The 23,372-nt window shown below is 54.3% G+C and carries 18 protein-coding genes; 3 read left to right on the forward strand and 15 right to left on the reverse strand.

Annotated elements, in window-relative coordinates; translation table 11 throughout:
* Positions 1 to 30 precede the first annotated feature (30 nt).
* The 5 genes from HG66A1_RS12770 to HG66A1_RS12790 form a co-directional block, all read right to left on the reverse strand.
* A complete protein-coding gene (locus HG66A1_RS12770; protein WP_145181142.1) occupies positions 31 to 984 on the reverse strand; it encodes an IS110 family transposase in 954 nt (317 codons plus the stop codon).
* Positions 985 to 1,376: 392 nt separating this feature from the next.
* Positions 1,377 to 1,925: a transposase gene (locus HG66A1_RS12775; protein WP_197993951.1), complete on the reverse strand. Its 549-nt coding sequence runs from the start codon at positions 1,923 to 1,925 to the stop codon at positions 1,377 to 1,379.
* Positions 1,926 to 2,287: 362 nt separating this feature from the next.
* The gene (treZ, locus tag HG66A1_RS12780) at positions 2,288 to 4,909 is read right to left on the reverse strand and encodes a malto-oligosyltrehalose trehalohydrolase (protein WP_145184233.1); all 2,622 of its coding nucleotides are present in this window, start codon (positions 4,907 to 4,909) and stop codon (positions 2,288 to 2,290) included.
* A gap of 15 nt (positions 4,910 to 4,924) precedes the next feature.
* Positions 4,925 to 6,892 (reverse strand): alpha-amylase family glycosyl hydrolase, encoded by a 1,968-nt coding sequence (locus HG66A1_RS12785; protein ID WP_145184236.1) that lies wholly within the window; start codon positions 6,890 to 6,892, stop codon positions 4,925 to 4,927.
* Positions 6,889 to 9,117 carry an HAD-IIB family hydrolase gene (locus tag HG66A1_RS12790; RefSeq protein WP_145184239.1) on the reverse strand — a complete coding sequence of 743 codons (2,229 nt, stop codon included), beginning with the start codon at positions 9,115 to 9,117 and terminating at the stop codon, positions 6,889 to 6,891. Before HG66A1_RS12790 ends, HG66A1_RS12785 begins: the two co-directional genes overlap by 4 nt.
* 541 nt (positions 9,118 to 9,658) lie before the next feature.
* Between HG66A1_RS12790 and HG66A1_RS12795 the strand changes: the two genes are divergently transcribed.
* From HG66A1_RS12795 to HG66A1_RS12805, 3 genes are all read left to right on the forward strand, one after another.
* Positions 9,659 to 11,071 (forward strand): sigma-54 interaction domain-containing protein, encoded by a 1,413-nt coding sequence (locus HG66A1_RS12795; protein ID WP_197993950.1) that lies wholly within the window; start codon positions 9,659 to 9,661, stop codon positions 11,069 to 11,071.
* Between the two features lie 150 nt (positions 11,072 to 11,221).
* Positions 11,222 to 11,971: a DUF1080 domain-containing protein gene (locus tag HG66A1_RS12800; protein WP_232106819.1), complete on the forward strand. Its 750-nt coding sequence runs from the start codon at positions 11,222 to 11,224 to the stop codon at positions 11,969 to 11,971.
* Positions 11,972 to 12,070: 99 nt separating this feature from the next.
* Entirely contained in the window at positions 12,071 to 13,420 is a 1,350-nt protein-coding gene (locus tag HG66A1_RS12805) for a PQQ-binding-like beta-propeller repeat protein (protein ID WP_145184245.1), read from the forward strand.
* A 32-nt stretch (positions 13,421 to 13,452) separates the two neighbouring features.
* Here HG66A1_RS12805 and HG66A1_RS12810 read toward each other — a convergent pair whose 3' ends face one another.
* The 10 genes from HG66A1_RS12810 to HG66A1_RS12855 form a co-directional block, all read right to left on the reverse strand.
* Positions 13,453 to 14,259 carry a hypothetical protein gene (locus tag HG66A1_RS12810; RefSeq protein WP_145184249.1) on the reverse strand — a complete coding sequence of 269 codons (807 nt, stop codon included), beginning with the start codon at positions 14,257 to 14,259 and terminating at the stop codon, positions 13,453 to 13,455.
* Positions 14,260 to 14,349: 90 nt separating this feature from the next.
* Positions 14,350 to 15,753, reverse strand: a complete 1,404-nt coding sequence (rimK, locus tag HG66A1_RS12815) for a 30S ribosomal protein S6--L-glutamate ligase (protein WP_145184252.1) — start codon at positions 15,751 to 15,753, stop codon at positions 14,350 to 14,352.
* A gap of 65 nt (positions 15,754 to 15,818) precedes the next feature.
* Positions 15,819 to 16,268 (reverse strand): GNAT family N-acetyltransferase, encoded by a 450-nt coding sequence (locus HG66A1_RS12820; protein ID WP_145184256.1) that lies wholly within the window; start codon positions 16,266 to 16,268, stop codon positions 15,819 to 15,821.
* Positions 16,269 to 16,583: 315 nt separating this feature from the next.
* Positions 16,584 to 17,936 (reverse strand): PQQ-binding-like beta-propeller repeat protein, encoded by a 1,353-nt coding sequence (locus HG66A1_RS12825; RefSeq protein ID WP_145184259.1) that lies wholly within the window; start codon positions 17,934 to 17,936, stop codon positions 16,584 to 16,586.
* Positions 17,920 to 18,360, reverse strand: coding sequence for an Rrf2 family transcriptional regulator (locus tag HG66A1_RS12830; RefSeq protein ID WP_145184261.1), 441 nt, complete (start codon positions 18,358 to 18,360; stop codon positions 17,920 to 17,922). Before HG66A1_RS12830 ends, HG66A1_RS12825 begins: the two co-directional genes overlap by 17 nt.
* 12 nt (positions 18,361 to 18,372) lie before the next feature.
* Complete coding sequence (locus HG66A1_RS12835) at positions 18,373 to 19,173, reverse strand: tetratricopeptide repeat protein (protein WP_145184264.1); 801 nt, start codon at positions 19,171 to 19,173, stop codon at positions 18,373 to 18,375.
* A gap of 118 nt (positions 19,174 to 19,291) precedes the next feature.
* Positions 19,292 to 20,935, reverse strand: a complete 1,644-nt coding sequence (locus HG66A1_RS12840; protein WP_145184267.1) for a DUF4198 domain-containing protein — start codon at positions 20,933 to 20,935, stop codon at positions 19,292 to 19,294.
* Positions 20,936 to 20,978: 43 nt separating this feature from the next.
* Entirely contained in the window at positions 20,979 to 21,755 is a 777-nt protein-coding gene (locus tag HG66A1_RS12845) for a DUF3386 family protein (RefSeq protein WP_145184270.1), read from the reverse strand.
* 77 nt (positions 21,756 to 21,832) lie between these two features.
* Positions 21,833 to 22,291 carry a hypothetical protein gene (locus HG66A1_RS12850; protein WP_145184273.1) on the reverse strand — a complete coding sequence of 153 codons (459 nt, stop codon included), beginning with the start codon at positions 22,289 to 22,291 and terminating at the stop codon, positions 21,833 to 21,835.
* The gene (locus HG66A1_RS12855) at positions 22,281 to 23,210 is read right to left on the reverse strand and encodes a DUF1559 domain-containing protein (RefSeq protein WP_145184276.1); all 930 of its coding nucleotides are present in this window, start codon (positions 23,208 to 23,210) and stop codon (positions 22,281 to 22,283) included. Before HG66A1_RS12855 ends, HG66A1_RS12850 begins: the two co-directional genes overlap by 11 nt.
* Positions 23,211 to 23,372: the final 162 nt, after the last annotated feature.

The following is a 23,372-nucleotide window of genomic DNA, read 5'->3' on the forward strand; positions in this document are numbered from 1 at the left end:
TGTTGACGACGTAGCGACTGTCTTAAAAAATCAGATTTTAATCACGTTTGCCTCCCATTTTTTCCCTTCTTTGACCATGGTGTTGAGAATGATGAGCAGTTTCCGCATGGCGGCCACGAGGGCGACCATTTTGGACTTTCCATTTTCCACGAGCCGTTTGTAGAACGCTTTGATCCTGGGGTTGTGATTCAGGGCCGTGACGGTGGGCATGTATAACCCGTTCCGGATCCGGACTCGTCCCCCGCCAATCGTTCTTTTCCCACGCAGAGTTCCACTGTCACGGTTGGTGGGAGCCAGGCCGATCAGCCGCGCGATCTGCTTTCGATTCAGACTCCCCAGTTCCGGAAGGTCTGAGATGAGCAGGGCCGCGGTTGTGCCGGCCACACCAGGTACTGACTGCAGGATTTCAGAGCGCTCGCGGGATTCTTCATCCGCGTCAATCAGCTCCTTCAGTTTTTTCTCGATGTGTTTGAGCTGTTTTTTATAGAACTGGATTGAATCGCTAATCATTTTGGCCACTTCCCTGTCCGGGGTGGTTTCCAGGCGGTTCTGCTCCTGGATGATCATCTTGCTGACCTGCTGCCTGCGAGCACTGAATTCCCGCATTTTCTGCTGGACCTGTGTTAAAAGTGGGGTAATCCGCGGCTGCATCACCTGGGCAAATTCCATGATCGTGTGCGCGTCAATCTGATCGGTTTTCGCCAGCCGGTTCTTGGCGCGGGCAAAGTCCCGGATCTGCCGAGGGTTGACGACGGCGACTGGAAACCCATGCTTGTGTAGACAGGCAACGAGTTTTCGTTCCAGTCCTCCCGTTGCTTCCAGGCAGATCAGTTTGGGCTGAGTCTTCTGAAGCACCTGCATGAACTGTTTCATCCCGTCGGGTGTGTACTCATAAACGGAACCTTTGGGACGACCTGAAATTCTGGTATCAAACTTAGATTTTGAAATGTCAATTCCGACGTGATCTGTGTTATGCTGTTGCATGCTAAGGCCCTTCCTTGCTGATACGAGCTGGTGGTGGTGCACCGCTCAGGCGACTGTACGGGTTAAGGCATGGAGAAGCGAGTGGCGATCAAGCTACAAATCGGTCTTTAGGACCAGGGGCAACCACGATCTGACACTCGCCACCAATGCTTCCCGCCTTTAAAGGCGGGAAGCATTGGCTTTATCTGCCTATCAAATCAAAGAACTGCAGACAGTCAAGAGCAGATACAAGGGGCAACCCTGTGTGGTCGCCCGTCGGGTTGAGGATGATGCTGTTTCGAGTCAGAAGATCTGGCGAGATCTACCAAGCATATTTTATAACATATTGACGGTTACGGGCAGGCACACAGGCCTGCCCCTACGAAACGATAAGATTTCTTATTTTCGGATTATCACTTTGCGTTACGGTAATATTTGTCATCTACCCAACGTAGAGGATTAGTTCGGATGTATTCTGAGATTTCGAGCCAGGCATCTTCGTCGCGTATGACATGTTCATAGTAGTTTCGTTGCCATAAACGATTACGAAATGGACGCCAGTTATTTGACTTTACGTTTCGAATATATTCATTGACTGTCATGGTTTTGAACCAGCCTACCATGGTAGAAATCGATGGGATTTCGAGACTGGTAGTCGGTTTAATAGTTGAGTATGCGTCATGTTCTGCAAGCTCATTAGAGTGATTTAATTGAATGATTCCGTGAAAATGATTGGGCATAACGATATGGTCATGAAGGAATACTGGTGGATATTTATGATCCAGTTCATGCCACCACTTCTCTATCATGTCTCCCGCTGGATTCCGTTTCATCGATCCATTCTTATCAATCTCACCAAACAGGCATAAATGATTTTGAGTGCAGATGGTAATGAAATAGAATCCTGATTGAGAATAATCGTACCCTTGTAGACGTATCGATTTTCGCTTGGGAAAGTTCATGACTCTAATCATCGCAAGGGAAAAAATGGATGCGAACCACCAAAATGCAGACCAGGTATATGATGTATTACCAAAATCCAAATCTCAAATGGAAAGTTTCCAAAAGTAGTGTTAGTTTTGGGAGGACGTATGGAGCATGATATGCTCCATTTTAAAAGCCCGAAGCAGAATGCGGACAACGGGCCGGTGGAGTAGTTGTGGCTGTTTTGTTTTTGGTGTAGGGGCGACCCTGTGTGATCGCCTGCTGTGTTGAGGTGCTTGGGATGAAGTGTTCGAATGATATAAACGGAACCATTCGGAGTTTAGCATTAAATCGAACACAGCCAGGCGGGCAGGCACACAGGCCTGCCCCTACTACTTTATTAGTGTTGAAATATCACCAGGTGATCGGGGGCGAGCTGGATTTCGTTGTCCTGGATCAGGGGGGCTGATACTGAGGAGAGCACAAGCCAACCTGTGAGGGGGATGCGAACGGGCTCTGTGTCCGTATCTGAGACCGGGGTGAGACGGGCGTGGATGGTGATCGTACTCCCCTGCTCTGGATTCAGGTATTGGAGCGTGAAAATATTGTGCTCCCGGTCAACGCTGGTCTGCAGGTGGTCAGCGGTCAGCCAACCTGCGTCGATCCCCTGTTTGCGGAAGTTGAGCAGGCTTTGATACCAGTGGAACATGTCCGGGTCGCGGTGCGGGGCTTCGTTCCATTTGGCTTTGAAAAACGCCTCGGCCTGCGAGGGGAGCAACGCATCCTGCCAGATATGAGGTGGATAATCGCCTCGACGGCCAATGTCGACGGCGTCGCGGAGGTGTCGATCTTCGAAGTCGACGAAGAAAGGAAACGGTGCGGAAGTCGCGAATTCTTCTCCCATGAAGATCAGCGGGATCCCGGGATACAGGAGCACCAGACCGGCGGCCGCTTTCTGGAACGGTTTGGACGTCAGATGGTGAATCCGTTTGCCGTGCGGATGATTGCCGACGCTGTCATGGGTTTGCAAAGCGATGACCAGCGACTCGAAATGCCGGCTGTCCCGTTCCCTGTCGGTGACGCGTTGTGAGTCTTTGCCGGTGAAGACGTATCCGTGAGCCAGCGACTCCACGAGGTCCGCGGTTCCGTGGTACTGACGGTGCGTCAGCGAGAGGTCCGGCAGAACGTGAGAATAGATCGAGTACATCAGGCAGTCGCACCAGATGCCATCGTAAGGAGTGCGGTTCTGATCGGGAGTGAGGAGTTCGTGGTTGTAGACATTGGTTTCAGCGAAAAGGTGAATGGACCAGCGTACGGTCTCCGCGTATCGCGAGACGCCCAGGCGGATGTCATCCAGGATGTCGGGGCGACTGTCATCGTACATGCAGTGCACGGCGTCGAGGCGAAGTCCGTCGAGGTGAAACTCTTCGAGCCAGTAGACAGCGTTGTCGACGATGAACTGCCGGACGTGTTCTGATTCCGGACCATCGTAGTTGAAGGCGTCTCCCCAGGGGGTGTGATGTTTGTCGGAAAAATAGGGGCCGAATTCTGAGAGGTAGTTCCCCTCCGGTCCCAGATGGTTGTAGACCACGTCCAGAATAACGGCGAGGCCGGAGCGGTGGCATTCGTCAACGAAGGCGCGGAAGTCGTCAGGTGTCCCATAGGTGTTACGGACGGCGAAGAGGTCGACTCCGTCGTAGCCCCAGTTCCAGCGACCGGGTGACTGGGCGACCGGCATGATTTCCACTGCGGTGATGCCGAGCTCGATCAGTTCCGGCAGGCGTTCGATGGCCGCGCGGAACGTGCCTGCCTGGGTGAAGGTGCCGACGTGCAGTTCGTAGATCACGAGGTTTTGTTTGTCTATTCCCTGCCAGCTCTCATCGGCCCAGGGGAAGTCGCGGGGATCGATGATCTGCGAGACACTGTGCACTCCCTGCGGCTGGTAACGCGAGGCGGGATCGGGACGCGTGTTTTTTCCATCAAGGCGGTACTGGTAACAGGCGTTCGCGGAGGCCTGGGGGATGGTGGCGGAATGATATCCCTGATGATCGCGCACCAGTTCGTGGCTGATGTTTCCGCTGTCGGTATTGATCTCGACATGCACCTGCTTACAATGAGGCGCCCAGACGCGGAAGTGCGTATCCCGGGAGGTCACAGGCGTGGCGCCGGTACGCGTGATTTCCGTTGGTTCGGGGGCCGCGAGTCCAAACCAGCGACAGCCTTCCAGCACTGCGGAAGTGGCGGTGGCTGAAGCGAGATAGAGGCGGTCATCCCAGCCGGATTGGCGATGCAGGTTATAGACCCGCTGGGCCAGGCTGCGGTCGGCGTTTCCGACCAGAATCGTACGGTAGCCTGCAGTCAGTGCGGCCAGATCGTTTCCGGAGTCTCCTGAAAAGACGGTGCTGGTGGGATCGAGCTGATTCTCCTTGTGCCACCACTCGAGGGCCAGGGCCTTGGAGACGGTGGCGGGGAGCAGATCGATCAGGCCATCTCCGTTAAAGGGATCGACGCTGTGGATGATCGAGTATGGGGCGTCGGTCTTGTCGAGGATCTGCTGGATGCGGTCGACTTCCTGTTCCAGCAGTGATGCATCGGTGTAGTAACTGAGTTTGAATCGCCCCTGCTTTTCCGGTTCCTGTAAACGCAGGCCGGAAATCGGCTGAAGGAGTTCGCGGAGCTTCTCGATGGGCATCGAGGTAATGATTTGATCCTGGTAATCCTGGTAGGCGGCGACCGGTTCAAATTCGCCTGAGGCCTGCCGTTTAAAGATGGATGTACCGACGTCGCAGATGATCCACTGCGGGATCGGCAGTTCGAACTCTTCAATCGCCTGTGAGACCGAAGCGAAGTGACGGCCCGTGACGAAGACGACGGATACATTACGGCTCTGGAACTCTGTAGTGAGAGTCTTCAGATCAGACTGGTTTTGGGGATCCTGATTCAGGGGGATAAAGGTGCCATCCAGATCGGTGGCCAGGATTTGGGCTGCGGGATCTGTCAGCGGATTGTCTGCGCGAGACATGGGACGCTCCGTCGGTTAGACGCGATTGAGCCAGAGAATCTGGTAAGGGGCGAGCACGATGTTCTCTGAGGTCGCGTAGGTTTTGTCGTCGATCATATTCTGGAAGAATCGTCCGAGGCCAGCGGTGCGGATCTTATTTCCGTCGATTTGCTGAGGTTCCTCGGAGAAGTTGGCGAGCACGATCAGGCGGTTGCCTTCATTGATGCGGATGTAGCCCAGCACGTGTTCGTTGGAAAGCGCGATGAGGTCCATCTCCTGACCTGCGAGGGCCGGCAGTGATTTGCGGAGAGCGATCAGCTTCTGGGTCGTGCAGTAAATGTGGGTGCGGATAGAACCGTTGCCCGCGTTGCGGTGGTCGTCGAGTTCTTCGAGGAATTCCCACTGCATTTTAGGACGATGGATCCAGCGGGAGTCGCCGGCTTTGGCGGGGTCTTTCACGAAATCGTAATCGTTGAGCATGCCCCACTCTTCGCCGAGGTACAGTAGCGGAATGCCACCGATACTCAGTGAGACCCCGTGCAGGAGCAGCATGCGTCGCAGGGCGAGTTCCTTCTTCTCCTCGTCGTCTTCCTCAATAGCCTGTTCCAGTCCGGCGAGCGACGCCATGGTTCCCGAGATGCGCATGTCGCCGGTCTCGAAGTTCTCCTGGAAAGGAACGCCGCGGGCGAAGGAGCCCGGAAACTGACCGGTGTAGAAGTCGTTGAGGAATTTACGATGATCGTAAGCATTGATGCCGATGGCCTGGGCGTCGGCGTCGTCGAAGGTCCAGCCGATGTCGTCGTGGCAGCGGAGGTAGTTGACCCAGGCAGTGTTGCGGGGCAGCCGATAACGGTGGCTGAGGGTCTGTACCAGCAGATTGACTTTGCGGGTGGCCAGCGATTCCCAGAGGAGCGCCATCAGTGTGGGGTTGTAAGAGATCTGACACTCGTGCTCGCTGATGTACTTGACGACGTCGTCGGGATGCACGATGGCTTCGGACTTGAACAGCAGACCGGGGGTGGCGATGCGGGCCAGGCGGTTGAAGGCCTGGATCAGCGTGTGTGCCTGGGGGAGATTCTCACAGCTGGTTCCCATCTGTTTCCAGATGAAGGCGACCGCGTCCAGGCGGAGGATGTCGATACCCGTGTTGGCGATGAAGAACATCTCTTCGAGCATGGCGCGGAAGACCGCGGGGTTGGTGTAGTTCAGATCCCACTGGAAGCTGTTAAATGTGGTCCAGACCCACTGCTGCATTCCATCGTGCCAGGTGAAGTTGCCGCGACGCACGGTGGGAAAGATTTCGCGGAGCGTGCGCTCGTATTTCTCCGGTTCTGTGCGATCCGGGAAGATGTAGTAGTACTCCTGGAACTCACGGTTCCCGGCTTGCGCGAGGCGGGCCCATTCGTGGTCGTCCGCGGTGTGGTTGAAGACGAAGTCGAGGACGAGCGAGATGCCTGCTTTGCGCAGGTCAGCGGCGAACAGACGCAGATCGTCAATCGTCCCGAGACGGGGATCGACAGAGCGATACGTACTAATCGCGTAACCGCCGTCGTTATTGCCGGGGCGGACTGCGAATAAGGGCATCAGGTGCAGATAAGTCAGACCGAGATCTTTGAAGTAGCCCACATGCTCGCGAAGTTTGCTGAGGTTCTCCCCGAACAGATCGACGTAGAGTGCCCCTCCGTTGATGCGTTCGGACTGGAACCAGTTGGGTTCGTTGATCCGATGCCGGTCCAGTTCGCAGAGTTCTTCTCGACGCTCCGCCCACGCTCGGGCTGCGGTGAGCAGCACGTGTTCGATATGAAAGAAGAAGTCGTAACGGTTGTGATAGAGTTCGAACAGCAGACGGAACAACGGGCGCCAGTGCTCGTCGAGTCGCAGTTCGAATTCATGCTGCCTGGCATCACTGATCTGACTCTCCTGCCAGACCTGAGCTAACCGGGGCTGCAAACGTTGCAGGGTCAGATCTGCCTTGAAGTCAATCTCATCCTGTGTCTTGCTCATTCGATCCGATCGTTGGGAATGGTAATCTTATCCAAAAAGTTGTAGTACTTGATTCCTTCGAGGATGCCTGCAGCGTGGGTTGCCTGCGCGAAGTAGACGCGGGGTCGATTACGCAGACGTTCCAGCTCTTCGCTGTGGTTGCCGACGACGACTCCCAGGGTGCGTCCCAGCAGCATTCCCGCGTCATTTCCGGAATCGCCAGAGACAAGAACGTGTTCGGGAGCAAAGCCCCATTTCCAGAGCACGTGTCTCATTGACAGGTCGCTGCCCCCCCGCACGGGGATGACATCCAGGTACATGCCGAGCGACATCACAACCTTAGCACGTAATCCTGCTTCCCGGAGAATTTTTTTGATTTCCGAGAGGCTGGGGCTGAGACTGGTATCGATTTCATAACTGATTTTGAATTCTGACTGATGTTCTTCGATTTGCGGGAAAAATCCGGGGAGTGAATCCAGCACTTCGCGAATTTTTTCGGGTTGCCAGGCGTAATCAATTGATTTGCGCCAGCTGAGGTCGGGAGTGAGATTCTCGCCGTAGTGTAACTGTGTTCCCGCGTCCGTATCAATCAGGTCCGGCTGAGGGAGCCCCAACTCCTGGATCAGTTCCATGGCACTATCCAGACGTCGGCCCGTCGCAATTCCAAAACCAATATGATCATTCGCACGGATGAGTTCGATGAACTCCTGCAATGCCTCGTCATCTCCCGTCAGTGTATTGTCCAGATCGGTGATAATCAACCGGTCAAATTCGGGAAGACGACGCGAGGTCGATTTGTCGGCCAGCACGGGGGCGGGAGAGTGCTCCAGGATATCCTGCAGGTCCCGCAAGTAACGCTGTGCGTGATTATTCCAGGAGTAATGTTCACGGGTGCCTGCGATCCCGTTGGTGGACCAGTCAGACCACTGTTCTGGCTCGGTGAGGACACGGAGCAGAGCGTGTTCGATGGCCTCTTTATCGAGAGGATCGACGAGCAGACCGTTCTGACAATTGGCGATAATGTCCCGCGGACCGCCATCGTTGGTGGCGACGACAGGCAACCCTGTGGCACCGGCTTCGAGCAGTGTGAGTCCGAAAGGTTCTGTCAGGGCGGGATTGATGAAGACCCCCTTCAGAGACGTAGCGAGTCGGTAGAGTTCGGGGACATCACTCGGCGTATGGGTTTTGGGGTATGCAACCTTCCCATACAGGTTATAGCGGTCGACCAGGTAGAGCACGCGGTTGATGATGGTCCGCTGCGATTTGGGTAGATCGCGGAGGTCATCGCGGGTTCCCATGACCATGACGAGGTTGGCTTTCTCCTGCAGCTGTTCGCTTTCGCCATAAACCTTGACCAGCATTTCCAGGTTCTTGCGTTCATCCGGCCGCGCCATGGTAAGGATCATTGGCTTGTCCGGCTCGCGCAGGAATGGTTTCAGTTCTTCGGCGAACGCAGGTGTTTTCCAGTCGGGTTTCGCAGGAGAAAATGACGAGAGATCCACGCCGGGAGGGATAACTTCCATCCGGGCGGGTTCATAGTGGTCGTAGAGTTCGTATTGCTGTTGGACTTCCTGGTTCGTGCTGGTGACTACCATGGAAGCGGTTTCCAATGCGAGTTCTTCCGCTTCGATGCGTGCGGTGAACTTGTAGCGGCTTTCCAGTTTATCCATTGATTCCGGATCGGTTTTCCCCAGTGAGAGCCGCTGGCGTTTGACCCGTCCCAGTGAGTGTCCAGTAAAGACGTAAGGAATATGGAGCAGTCGGGCCAACTGGGCTCCCGCAACGCCGGCGTCGGCGTAATGGCCATGAATGATGTCAGGCAGTCCCGTGCGACGGAAGTGTTGCAGTGTCTGGTCGATAAACAGCTCCAGGTAAGGCCAGAGCGATTCTTTTCGCAGGTAACGTTTGGGGCCGAACGGGATGCGGACGATCTTTGCGTTTTCTGAGATTGGTTCTTCAACCTGCGCGTAAGCGTCATCGACTTTGGGGTCGATGATCTGGCGGGTGAGTACCTCGACTTCTTTGACGCGCGAATGAGCGGCGAGTTCTTTGGCCAGTTCCAGCACGTATTTGACTTGGCCGCCGGTATCTGCATCGCGGCCCAGTTCGGGGTCGTGTGCCCGAATCAAACCGTGCAGACTGATGAGCGTGATTTTCAGATCACCACGCCTAGCAGAGGCAATGCCTGCCCCACGGGGATCAACGACTGCGTCTGAAAAGGGTTCATTTAATACGTTATGGCTCATTGAGTTCATCCTGTTAAATTCTGTTCCTGAGTTGGGGGCCCGCTGCGATGTCGCAATCCTGAATAACGGGAGTGATGGTAAGAGGTTCGCGTGAAAGCATGTCGGAGGGAGCGCGGCGAAAAAGTCGTTCGCCGATTTTGAATAACGTCAAAGTCGGCTCTGTTGAGTGGAGATATCAGTCGAGCAGGTCCGGTCGCTGAGCGATCACATTGGTCGCCAGCCAACCACTCGGGGCAATCTCCTGCTGGGGCAAGTCCAATCAAAACGGGTTTGTTAATTGCTTTCTCCTGAATGGTCATCCTGAGTCCAATGTAGTGGGAATTAACTATGCAAAGGGCATGCCGAACCGGGGGGTAGAGAACTGGCAGTGATGAGACATGTCTGGCTCAATATAAGTGACACGGTTGTCTCATATGTGTGCGTGATGATATAATGGGAAATGCGTGTCGCATTTGGGAGTGAGAAATCGACCGTCGGTTTCTCAGGAAATTCAGCCTCGTGCTCGCTGAATTCACCTCAAAGAGCGGCCGGGAGGTGTCTCATGGAAAAACCTTTGCTCGTCTGTACGTTATCGAAACGTCAGGCCAGGACAGCCCTGGAGTCTGAAGGCTGCGATCTACTGGTGGTCTCCTCTGCCGAGCAGATTCTCTCGACGGAATTCCCTCGCTCGCCCCGTCTGTTTGTGATGACTGCGACTACAGAGAACCTGGAAGAAGTTCTGGGCGTCATCAGCGTCTTACGCAATCAATGGCCACTGACGGACATTCTTATCTGGGCACCGGGCATCGAGAATGAACAGGTGCGGATTCTGTTTCAGTCAGGCGTGAGGGATGTATGTCTGTCTCAGTCCGCGGAGCAACTGCAGCAGTTGGTCAAAGAGACGCTCGAGAATCAGCAGTTCCTGCCCCGCATGCACGATCTGAGTCCTCAGCGGAAGAAAGGGGCTCGTTTTGAATCGATGCTCAGTCGCAGCCTGGCGATGTGGGATCTGTTCGAACTCTGCACGCGTGTGGCACCGACGGATGCGACCGTATTGATCGTGGGAGAAACAGGGACCGGTAAGGAACTGCTGGCGCGGGCTGTGCATCGTCGCTCGGGAAGATCGGGGCGTTTTGTCGCTGCGAATTGTGCGAGTATTCCTGCAGAACTGATCAACTCCGAACTGTTCGGTCATGAGAAAGGAGCCTTCACCGGTGCGGAACGGGCCAAGAAAGGTCTGGTGATGCATGCGAACGGCGGGACACTGTTTCTGGATGAAATTGGCGATATGCCCCCGGAAGCACAGCTGTGCCTGCTGCGGATGCTACAGGAAAAACGGATTCGGCCCGTGGGCAGTCAGTCTGAAGTTGAGATCGATGTGCGGATCGTGGCGGCGACGAATGTGCTGCTGGATGAAGCGGTTCGGGAGGGACGATTTCGCGAGGATCTCTTTTACCGACTCGATGTGATCCGCGTGAATGTGCCGCCACTGCGTCAGCGTCCGGAAGATATCTTTCTATTGTTCGGCCATTTCACCAAACGTCTGGCGCGGCATTACGGGTTGGAGCCGCCGGTCTTCACGGACAGCTTTCTGGATGCCCTGCTCGACTACGAATGGCCGGGTAATGTGCGACAGCTGGAAAATTTCAGTGAGCGGCTGGTACTGGCCCGGTTCCCCTCGGCTCTGACAGCACGGGATTTTGCCAGGCTGCGAAGTACCAATCTGGCAGAGACCGGGCAGACGCTGGAGCATAAGCAGCAGGCGGTCTGGCGGAAGAGCATTGATGCGTCGCGGACGCTGCAGGAGAATCTGGAGCCCGTGATTGAGCAGCTGGAACGCGAGTACCTTCGGGCAAAGCTCAAGCAGAATTCCGGGCGGGTGGCGGAAACCGCCGACGCCGCGGGGATCAGCAGGCGGACCCTCTTGCGCAAGATGAAACAGTATGGAATCGAGAAGCAGGATTTCAAAGACTGACAGTTCGGGAATTTTAAGCTGACCGGGCAACCCGCAGATTGTATTTCCTCCCCCCTCTGATTAGAGTAATTACTAAACAAGGTTATTGAATCGGCTGAGAGTCAAATCCAGCCTGGTTGTCAGCGTCATTATATCAAGAAGGAATGATCGATGAATTTAAAGTCACTCTGCAAAAGTGGTCTGTTTTCCCTGCTGGTTCTGGCTGTCATGGGAACTGCTGCCGTGAATGCAGGCGAAAAGAAGTCCGACAAGAAAATGAATCAGCCTCCGGAAGGCTTTATCGCCCTGTTTAACGGTAAAGATCTGTCCGGCTGGATCGGCATGAATTATCACATCGTCAAAGGGAAAAGCCCGATGGCCGTGAAGAAGATGTCGGAAAAAGAGCGGGAAGAACTGCTCAAAAAGAACTGGGAAGACGTACTGGAACACTGGTCCGTGGAAGATGGGGAACTGGTGAATGACGGTCATGGCGTCTATCTGACAACAGCGGAAGACTTTGGTGACTTCGAACTGCTGCTTGATTACAAGACCGTAGCGAAAGCAGACAGCGGTATCTACTTACGTGGTGTGCCCCAGGTGCAGATCTGGGATACGACCGAAGAAGGTGGTAAATGGGATCGGAAGGCGAACCTGGGTTCCGGTGGTCTGTTCAATAACAAAGGGGAAGGCAAGTATCCGCTGGTACACGCCGATAAACCCTTTGGTGAGTGGAATCACTTCCGAATCATCATGAAGGGGGATAAGGTTACGGTCTACTTCAATGACAAACTCGTTGTAGACAACAAAAAGATGGATAATTATTATGAGAAGGACCAGCCGATCTATGAGACGGGGCCGATTCAGCTTCAAACTCATGGCGGTGAAATCCGTTTCAGAAATGTCTTTCTGAAAAAGCTGTAAACCGTACAAAACAGAATTCGGAATCAGCTGTCCCCCAGGTGCGGGACAGCTGAGATCCGGGGGCTGTTTTTGATATAAAATTCAGGGAGGAGTTAAGGAATGGTTTCCTGCACGCACCGCTTATTTGTGACCGGCCTGATTTTATGGCTGCTGGTCGGCTGCACCAAAACGACTCCCGTTGAAGAAATCTCTGTCCAGTCCAGCGGCGTCTCTCTGAGTGATTCTGACGTTCCCGATCTGTCGGATGTCTGGCCAGGCTGGCGCGGACCGGAACGAAATGGACACGCCCCGGACCAGGACCTGCCCGTCCAGTGGAACGCATCCAGGAATGTAGTCTGGCGTACTGATATTCCCGGACGCGGACACAGCTCTCCCATCGTGGTTGGCGACCAGGTGATGCTGGCTACCGCCGATGATGCGGATCAGGAGCAGATGGTGATCGCCTATAACCGCAAGGATGGCACCGTGCTTTGGGAAACCGTCGTGCATCAAGGGGGCTTCCCCTCTGACGGGGAACTGCATAAAAAAGGAACCAATGCGAACGGAAGTTTGCTCTGCGACGGCGAGCGGATCTTTGCTGCCTTTCTGAATTCAGGAAAAGTCATCGCGACCGCACTGGATCTAGAGGGGAAGCAACTCTGGCAGCAGGAACTGGGGGCCTTTAATTCCAAGTTTGGATACGCGCCATCTCCCCTGCTCTATAAATCATTTGTAATCATTGCCGCCGACAACCGGGGGGGCGGATACATTGCTGCTCTGGATCGACAGACGGGCAAAATTGCCTGGCGGGTCGCACGACCGGCGGTGAGTACCTATTCCAGCCCAATCGTAGCGCACGTGGGAGGTCGGGATCAACTCTTGATCAGCGGCTGTGACCGAGTGGCCAGCTATGACCCGGCTACGGGAAAGGAAAACTGGAGCACCCCTTGTCTGGCAGAAGCAACCTGCGGGACGATTGTGACTGCCGACGACAAAATCTTTGCCAGTGGTGGTTATCCCAAGCGGGAAACGGTGGGGCTCTCGGCGGAGGGGAAACTGCTCTGGACGGATAAGACCAAAGTCTATGAGCCTTCCCTGCTGGCAGACGGTAAATATGTGTACGGCGTGACCGATGACGGGATTGCCTACTGCTGGTCGGCCGGATCGGGAGAGGTCATGTGGCGGAACCGACTGCGGGGGTCCTTCAGTGCGTCACCGATTTTGTGCAACGGGCTGATCTATGTCTCGAATCTGTCGGGGGAGACGTTTATCTTCAAAGCGACTCCTGACGGATATGAAGAGGTCGGCTTCAACAAGATTGGTGATGACTGCTACGCGAGTCCCGCGGTGGCGGATGGCGAACTGTTCCTGAGGATCGGTAAAGAACAGGGAGGCAAACGACAGGAGCAACTGGTCTGTCTGGCTAAGATGTCTGAATCCAAAGCTGCCGAAACCGACCAGGCCAGGTAAACCTCGGACTGACGAAACTGAATCTGACCAATTTATTTCTGATTCGGTTTCGTTTCCGGCAGTTTTTTGAAATGCTGTTCTGCTCTTGGAAGTTGGTGTGCCCAGTCAGGGCTGAGAAATTCGCGGATGCGTTTCTGATCGCGGGTGAGAAATGCACCGTGCTTCTGCGTGGTCCAGTAAGCGTAAAACTCGGTGTGAAGCCGGGGATCATCAATGCTGAATTCCCCCTGCTTTTCCCGAGCCTGCAGCCAGCGGTACATGCCGTCGAATGCTTCGATGCCGGCCTGTTGCCAGAGAATTCTTCCTTTGCCGTAAGTCAGATAAATATGTCGCTGGAATTTCCAGCGGTCGAGCATGAAACGGGCAAAGGTGCGGCAGGGCATGTCCAGACAAGCCCGGAGTTCGGTCTGCTGTTCCTGTAGTTTCAGCTTCTCTGATGATACGAGCTGTTCTGTTCTGAGTTGCTTTTCAATCGTCAGCAGTTGCTGACGGATCATGTTCTTCTCTTTGTCATCCAGCCGACGGATCTGCTGGTCGCGACAGAAAAAAGACGCCGCGTACGAGATTTCCTTTTCGGTGGGAACAAGTGACTTCCGACGGTCACTGATGTATTGTTCTTTGACAGGCTGCGCGAACAACCGAAAGAGTTCTTCGCGTTGTGTTACATTCTTGCCGGTGCGAAGCTGGTCTCGATAGACGGCGCGGCCCATCACGGTACCAATCTGCTCATGTCCCGGGTTCTTAGGGTCTTGAGATGCGGTCGTGAAAGACTGGCAGACAAAGAGAATATACAGGCAACAGACGGAGACGATGCTCCCCCTGGATAAAAAGGAATTCATTACAGGCCCTCGGAAAGAATCTAAATTCAGTGATACTAAACCGATAGAAGCATTCTAACCGCGGATCTCTGTAACACTAGTAGAATTCTTCTATTTATGGCGTTTCACACTCAATTCGCGCTTCCAGTTGAGTTTTTTCTCAATGGCGGAGATCATCATGCCGGCGATGTCTTTACCGGTGGCTGCTTCAATACCTTCGAGTCCAGGCGAAGAATTAACTTCGAGCAGCAGTGGACCATGTTTGGAACGAATGATATCGACGCCGGCAATCATCAGGCCGAGCGCTTTCGATGCTTTCACCGCCAGCTTACGTTCGGTCGGTGTGATCTTAATGATGGATGCAGTCCCCCCCTGGTGAATGTTCGCCCGGAATTCTCCCGGGGCTGCTTCCCGCTGAATGGATGCGACGACCTTGCCGTCGATGACGAAACAGCGAAGGTCCTTCCCTTCGGCTTCTTTGATAAACTCCTGCACGAGCAGGTTGGCACGCAGCGCTTTGAATGCATTGATCACACTTTCGGCAGCTTTGCGGGTTTCCGCGAGCACGACGCCGCGTCCCTGCGAGCCTTCCAGCAGCTTGACGATCAATGGAGCGCCTCCCACCATTTCAATCAAGTCGTTGGTATCGATGGGAGAATTTGCAAAGCCGGTCGTGGGGATGTTGATTCCGCTCTTGAGCATCAACTGCAGTGAATACAGCTTGTCGCGGGACTGGGTGATGGCGACAGACGTATTCACCGTCAGAACGTTCATACTCTCGAACTGACGGGCCAGCGCACAGCCGTAATAGGTGATGCTGGGACGGATGCGGGTAATGACGGCATCCAGGTCGTCGAGAATGGTGCCACCCCGGTAGTGAGCCTCAGGTTCGACCGCGTCGAGTTTCATGTAGCACTGTTTGATATCCAGAAACTCCATCTCATGCCCCCGCTCTTCTCCCGCTTCGAGAATCCGCTGGTTGCTGTAGAGTTCCTGGTTACTGGCGAGCACCGCGATTTTGAGTCCGCTACGGGTCTGTTCCCGCTTGCCATAATGTTTGTTCAACGTGTCACTGGTGACCTGCCCCTGACAGAAGCTGAGGGCGGGATCAACCAGCATCCGCCCGCTCATCGCTTCGCGTCCCAACAGCATGCGATAACCCATGGAATCCCGATTGGCGAGCGTGAGTTCAATTTCCCAGGCCTGATCGCCCATCTTGAGTGTCGCCAGAATGACGTAGCGGGTTTCCGAAATCCCACTGGAACTTTTCACCACGCGCTTGTCGACGATGGGACGTTCGCAGCGGACCACGGTGCGACGGTTATTCTGAAGGGGATGGACTTCAAAACTGACCCAGGTTTCCCCCTGGCGGCGGAACTTCTGAACGTTGAAGGCGTGGATGGAAGATGTTTTGGCTCCGGAGTCCACACGGGCTTTGATGGAGGGGATCCCCAGGTCGGGGAAAGCGCACCATTCTTCACAGCCGATAATCTGTTTGTTTTTCTCATCTTTCATGATGGGGAGTGTCGTTTCTATTTCGAACCTGCCAGGCAGGGTTGGTTTAAAAATTCGAGCAGGAGTCAGAGGGAATAGTGGTAGACGAAATACTGTTCATCCCGCTTCCAGCCTGCGGTCTGATACAGGGCCTGTGCGGTTTCGTTCGTCATTTCTGTGGACAGGGTCAGCCGGACCGCCTGGAGTTGCCGGGCATACGCGATGGCAGCTGAGAGCAATTCTGCTCCCACCCCCTGCCGGCGACCTTCCGGGGCGACAAACAGATCATTTAAGATGAACGTCCGGGCCAGCGAGATCGAGGAAAAGCCGGGATACAACTGGGTAAATCCGACGGGCGTGTCTCCCTGATACGCGATGAACAGGACCGATTCGCCATGGTTAAAGCGGTCTGAAAGAAAGTCGCGTGCCGCCTGTGGATCACTTTGTTGCTTGTAGAACTGGCGGTAGCTGTCAAACAGCGGTACGAGATCATCCAGATCTGTGAGAACGGCTTGTCTGACGGTGATCGAATTCATAATGCAGGCCACAAGGTTGAACGCGATAGGGTGGGAGTCACTATGCGTAAAATAGTCACTCTCGGCAGCTGTGTCCACAACACGTCTGTTAGTTTTCCGTGTTTGACGCAGTTCGAGAGCTTCCTGGCTGGGTAACCAGCTGTCACTACTGGAGGCGGATTCCCTGTGGACGGACCGGGATGGTCACTTTCCGCTTTCTCAAGTGTGAAAAACAGATGAAGCGGGGGCGAAATGAAATCATCCCCTCACCAATGCTGTCTCGGAGAGGGGATGATTCAAAGGGCGCGACGCGGCTCTGTTAAGCGGGCCACGGTGTTATTTTTCAGGTGTACCAATACAGAATAGTTCGGTGCCGGTACGAATCAGCAGGGCCTGGTCGACGGCTGCGGTTCCATAAACGGCGATGGGACCTGCTTCCGCGTATTCGGACTTAGGCTTAGCCTGCTGTCCTGGAGCGGTGTTGGATTTCTCAGCATCTGCAGAGTCTGCCAGGAGGGCATTGGACGCGATGAGTTTAAACTCCGGTCCGGGGGCGATGACGTCAGTAATGCCTTTTTTGGTGAAGAAATAGATCTGGTCGCCGGCGGCCAGGGGCGAACTCCAGCAGGGACCGGAGAGCCTTTGGGCGTAGTTCTGTTTGCCGGTCTTGAGATCGAGACAGAAGACCACGCCGACCTTATTGATGAAATAAGCGCAGCCCTCATACGCCAGCGGAGTACAGTAATAGGAGACGGCCTTTTCTGCTTTCCAGAGCACTTCGTATCCCGGTTTCCCGTCCTTCGTTACAAGTCGGAGGCAGCAGTTGGAATCGCTGGCATTCGCGCCTCCCGGGTTGCGGCGGTCGGTGGACGCTCCAATGAGTACGTAATCTTCAAAGACTGACGCAGACGGAATTGTATTGCCACTGATGCCCGACATGGTCCAGAGCAGTTTGCCGGTCAAACCCTGGTAGCCTTTTACAGTACCGCGGGCACTGACAATGATTTCCGGCGTACCAGCACGATCGGCAACGACGGGAGAAGTCCAGGCGACTCCTTCCTCTCGATCGGTCTTCCAGTTCGTTTCTCCGGTTTTCTTGTTGAGAGACAACAGGTAGGAGGGGCCATCGTGGGCAGTCAGCACGAACAGTTGATCGGCTGTCTGTGCTACTGAGTTTCCGATACCGTGGTTGCTGACGAATGCACCGTAATCTTTCACGAGCGAACGATGCCAGAGTGGTGAGCCATCGTGCCTGCAGGCGAAGACATCACCACTTTCATAGAACGCATAGATCCCCTGCCCGTCAACTGCGGGAGTCGGTGCGGCTCGGGAGACCATGGAAGATGATTTCCTGGTCTGGCTGGCTTTGAACTCTTTCGTCCAGTTCAATTTACCCGAGGTGAGATCATACGAGTGCAGCAGGCAGGTTTCCTGTTGTGGACCTTCGATGGATGTAACGAAGACCTGGTTTTTCCAGATTACAGGCGAAGACTGACCATAGCCGGGGACTGCCTGCTTCCAGCGAATTCCCTGGTCGGCAGACCATTTCAGTGGGAGATCGCGGGCTGAGGAAATGTTAGAGCCTGTGCCGCGAAAACCGGTCCAGGTATCAGAGGCATTCGCAGTCGTGATGGTGGACAGCAGGCAGACTGCCAGCAAAATTCGAGTCGATTTATAATTCCTGGGCACAGCTGGGTTCCTTGAGATGTGGGGGTTCCGGAGGCGCTACCAGATCTGCCAGTGACGTCTGATGCAGGGTGGTTTCCAGCATGGAAAAGGAGTTCAGCAGATGCTGGTGTAGCTGGCTGATCTCGGTCGAAACAGAGTCTGTGTGGGAAAGCGTCTCTCTGAGAGAGGTGGTATTCACGGCATTAATGATATCAAGCAGGCTGGTTTCACCGGGATCACGAAGCAGCGTGTATCCGCCGTTATGGCCGCGCTGCGAGCGGATGAGCCCGGTCCGGTTGAGTTCGAGCATGATTTTGGGCAGGTAGGCGTGCGGGACCTGGGTGACTTCAAACAGCTGATCGCGGGTCATATAGTCCGGATAACGAAACGCCAGACAGGTCATTGCTCTGAGAGCATACTCTTCGGTTTGAGAAATCATATTCATGGTGATCAGGACTCAATGGCGTATCTGTCGAGGAGGCTTCGGCAGGCGATTTCTAACGAACGGGCCTCTCTCTGATTGTGTGGGGGATTGCAGTTGCAGCAGTTTGTTCCGGCAGATGTCGTAACGCATCTGGTCATTCGCATCTTGAAAAATGGCCATGAGCCTTTCCAGGCAGCTGCTACAGTGGATCTGCTGTAATTCTGAGCGACTGATCTGTTTGACAACGCGGTAGGCTTCGTCGAACTGTCCCATGTGTTCGAGGAGGTTACTGAGTGCGAGTCTGTAATGTCGGTTCTCCGGATCCAGACTGACTGCCTTGCGGAGAATGCTGGCAACCTGTCGTTGCGGGTAACCGAGCTGATTCATAAAGTGGGCCATCCCCAGCCAGGAATCGGCCTGATCCGGATCGCGGCGGACTGCTTTGCGGCAGGCCTGCAGCGCCAGATGTTTCATCTCGGAGTGTCGTCCCAGGTAGGTCGAGAGTGCGGGCAGCAGCCGATCCGGAATATCTTCTCGCTGTAAGAGGATCGTGAATACCGACTGGGCCAGAGCGGTTTTACCGGTTTCCAGGTAGTTCTTAGCCAGAACGTATTGCCCGGAAGCCGACAGCGGGATGAGTGTTGTGGCCGTTTCGAGTGAATGGATTGAGGTGTTGTGCCAGCTGAGCGAGTCTTCAATCAGTCCTTTGAGTTCCCAGGCTTTTCCGGCATCGGGATCAACGGCGTGCAACTGAGTGATCTGGTCCAGAGCCTGGTAATGCAGTCCCTGCCGAAACAGATCAATGGCGCCCTGAAGCGTTTGCTGTGTTTCCATAGTCATCCTCTCTGAAGGAAATCGTCAGGTTTCACCTGAAAAAGAGGAGAGACAAGAGTTCCCGGAATGGGGCGTATCCAGAACAGAACTCTTGTCTCTTCAAGCGGAAAACTTGACTTTAATTCAACTGAATCTGCTCGATCGTTTTGAGGTGTCCTTTGCGTGAAGCGCCTCCGATGGCGAGCAGACCACCGTTCCTGTCAGGGAGCAGACGATGGAAGAAACGGGGTGTGGCCAGTGAGCCCACCTGCTTCCATTGGTTGTTCTTCAGATCCAACTGGAAAACGCCGCCATCCATACCGCTGAAGTAGAGCTGGCCACCCAGACTCCAGGCGGTGGTACCAAAGCCGTTCATGGTACTGCCGGGCAGTTCCGGTCCTTTGGACCATTTGCCGGTCTGGGTGTCGTAGACATCGACTTCGTGGCTGATATCGCCATCAGCATCGATGCCTCCCATAGCGTAGATTTTCCCTTCGTGGGCAGCAGCGGAGAGAGCCCGACGCTGGAAGGGTTGCTTAATGGTTTTCCATGCGGGTTTGTCTGCAGCAGCATCGAAGACCAGCATATTCTCCTGCCAGATCGATTCATCCCCTTTTCGCATCTGCCAGCCACCCACAACGTAAAGCTGGTCTCCCAGGAAGACTGCGTCATGTGAAGAGCGTCCGTTGGGCATCGCGGTGACTGGTTCCCAGCTGTTTTTGCCGGGCTCAAAGCGTTCCACACTGGGCAGCGATTCCATCAGGGATTCTTCCCCCTTTTTGTTCGTGACCGACAGGCCACCGACCCGGTAGACACTTTCTCCGTGAGGTGCCATGGCCAGGCCCTGTAAGGGAGTTTTGAGCGGCAGCGTTTCCCAGTTTTTGGGCTGCTTGAGGTTGAGCCGCTGAAAGTTCTGCGAGAGGTTGTCAGCGCTGTGCTGATGGGCGCGTCCGGTGTGCCCGGAATAGACGTAGAGGTAATCTCCACTGACGGCGGCACCGAAACTGGAAATGGCATCGGGTAGCTGAGGATATTTGCTGTCGACAGCGGTCGTTTCCGTTTTTTCGGCTACGGGCACGTAAGGGAGCGTCAGTGTGGAGTAGTGACGGATGCTGTCGTACTTGTCCCCTTTATGTTCGCCTGCTTTTTCTTCCACGTGTTTGGCGCGGATCGAATACAGGCCTTTGCTGAGTTTGAACTGGTACTGACCCTGGTCGTTGGTGCTGGCGGTGACCGTTTCGCTGGTGGTTTCAGGACCGATGACTTTGACCTCTGCACCAGCCAGCGGTTTACCGTTCAGGTTGACCTGCAGGATGACTTCTTCCCCTTTGAGAGTGGGGATGATTTCCAGGGGCAGCTGTTCGGTGCAGGTGATCTTATTCCAGACCTGCTGACTTTTCTGCGGGAAGGTCTTGGCGTAGTACTTGAGCAGGAAGTTGCTCTCGCCGCGCGTGATCACGCCATAGGTGTGATTCAGCCCATAAGCGGCTTTACCGGCGCCTTTGGGTTCGGGAGTGATAAACAGCGAGTCATCGCCGGCTGTCAGGGAGTAGGTCTGCAGTTTGCCTTTCTGCTGTTTCTCCCAGACTTTGATGCTGGTGAGTCGTTTCAGCAGATCGGGATCATCGGGTTCGGCGACCTCACCAAAGTAGAGCTGTACTTTGGCAGCGTTATTCTTGCCTTCGGCCTGGGGAAGCAGCCAGAGGAAATGGGCGTATGCCTGGTTTGTCGCGACGACTGCCAGCAGGCAGAGCATGGCGGCGGAGAATTTGAGTCTTTTCATTTCAATTTACTTTCAAAAGGCGAGTAGCTGATTAGAAATCATCTCAGTTAGTTTGTGAGAGTGCAGAGTCGGTCAGCAGGCGGTGATTTGTCAGCTTGATGGAACCGACGTTGCGTTCGAATTTTTCGCCACATTCTACGGTCAGCATAGTTGTGGGCAGGTCGAACTTGCCGACCCGGGTGAAGGCAAACGTATTGCTGCGGTTGGACAGAATTTCGCCTGTCTGGGGATTGCGATAAGTCACGGAGGTGACCTGCGGGAGGGTTTCATTTTCTTTGGTCCGCAGAACGTCCAGCGTGGAAATCGTAAACCACGATTTATCAGAGCGGCGATGGACTTCTGTCATGACATCCCCCTGCAGGCGAAACGAAACGTTCTTGCCGTCAATGTTGACCAGGCGACCGAGTGGATGATCGACTTCCTGATCAGCGAACGTGGCGGGGATTGGTTTCTGCTGACGGTATTTCCGATGTCCAATCACGGATTGCAGCTTGGGCAGACTCCACTCGGAAAGTGACTCGTCCTGCAGCGTCAGCTTGATTTTGAACTGATTGTCTGCGACGAGTTTCCCGGTGGTGCACTTCCCATTGTAGCAGACGGTGACATCTGCCGTAAAACCGGGAAAGTCACGCCAGGTCGCCCGGGCTTCTCTGACCTTCTGGTACATCTTGGTCGCGGCTGCTTTTTCCTGCTGGGAATCGGTCGATTCCTGTTCCCGGGCAGGCGTCCATTCCATGGTGGCAGAGAGCGCCAGCAAAACGATCAGGCCAGCCAGGCCCCATTGTTTGAGCTCTCGCGTGATTCTTTGGCGAAACGGCATCGGATGTCTCCATCGTTATGAAGTAAGTAGGTTCGCGTTGGCGGAAAGTGGGGATTGAAGTCAAACTTCAAACAGGTTTATTTCTTAGCAGTCGATGTCAGGGCAAAGATAAAATCGTTGTCTTGCTCTGCACTGATGGACTTGGTCAATTTGCTCTGTTTGTTGTATTGCGGAGGGACTTTGACAACTTCGATTCTTTTAATACCTTCTGCTTTCAAACGTTTGAAAGCCTCTTCATCATCCTCGGGAAAGCCGCCGTCATCAGTGGAGATGATCTCAATCCGATTGGTGCCTACAACGGGTCCGAAATCAACAGGTACATTGAAAATTCCCTCGCGAATTGAGGCTGAAGCCTGGGGGCCTTCGTTTTCACCATCCGGAATAAAGCGGATAACACCTTGGGAGAGCGGATCGCCATCCAGGGTCACGATCCCCCGCACCGCAGCACGGGGGTATTCGTTAGAAGATCCACAGCCTGTCAAAGCAGACAGAACCAGGCAGAAGCACAAAGAGATTGATACTTGTTTAGAATTCACCGATCACCTCCCCGCCATTTCGGGTTGCCAGGGCATCCAGCAGGTCGGCATCAATGTTTTCGGAGATGAAGTGTACTGAGCCATCGACAAAGACGAACTGTACGCCACCGACGTGGTCGCTGCGGAATGATTTTCTCCAGTTACTGTCAAAGACAGAGTCGTTAGCAACATCGTGAGGATTAAAGTCTGCAGCCGTGAAGCAGACGGTTGATCCCGGGTAGGGATTAGCCCAGTAAGTGAATCCGTAACGAGTCTGACCATTACAACTGGAACTGGCACTGGTGAATTTATAGTCCGGCAGGTTGTAAGCGGTTTCTCCGATTAACAGTGTCGTGGAGGTACCATCGGTGATGTCCCGGAATCGAATTTTACCGGCGGTGCTGCCTGTGTATACGATGGCACCATTCTGTGCTGGAACCGGATCGCCAACGTGGCTCCAGTAAATATTGTAGTCTTCTGTCCCTCCACAGACCGCATAGTGTCCGGGAGCACGGCCATTATCATCTGAACAACTGGGGACAGCGCGACGCATCGGCGATGTGGGGCACATATAAAACGGTAGCTTCTGTGAAGTGACCGTCACGTTGTAAGGGTCTGAGTTATTCAGATCAAAATTGTAAAGGTTATATGCGTTCGACTGATCGATGAAGGGGAGGATCGAAACAAAGAGACTACCTCCACTTGTGATGGAGTCGGAATTACCGCAGTTAGCATTGGGGAGAGTAGTGTAGACGTCGGCATAGTTGTGAACGGCCAGGCCGATCTGTTTGAGGTTGTTTTTGCATTGGGTCCGGCGGGCGGCTTCACGGGCCTGCTGGACGGCGGGGAGTAGCAGTGCGATCAGGATCGCGATAATAGCGATCACGACCAGCAATTCGATGAGAGTGAAACCACGAGGGGTGCGACGGCGGGTTAGCATGACGTCTCCTTGAAAAAGCAGAACTGAACCAGAGTGATGAAGATTGAACCGATCCGACGGATCAGCTCAACGCCCGACTGTTCTGGCTGGCTGGCTACTCATGCAGAAGCGTCATGTTCGCTGGCTGGCTGAATGAAATTGAAACTCAATCTCAATAGGAGA

The sequence above is a fragment of the Gimesia chilikensis genome, assembly GCF_007744075.1.
GTDB classification, from domain to species: Bacteria; Planctomycetota; Planctomycetia; order Planctomycetales; family Planctomycetaceae; genus Gimesia; species Gimesia chilikensis_A.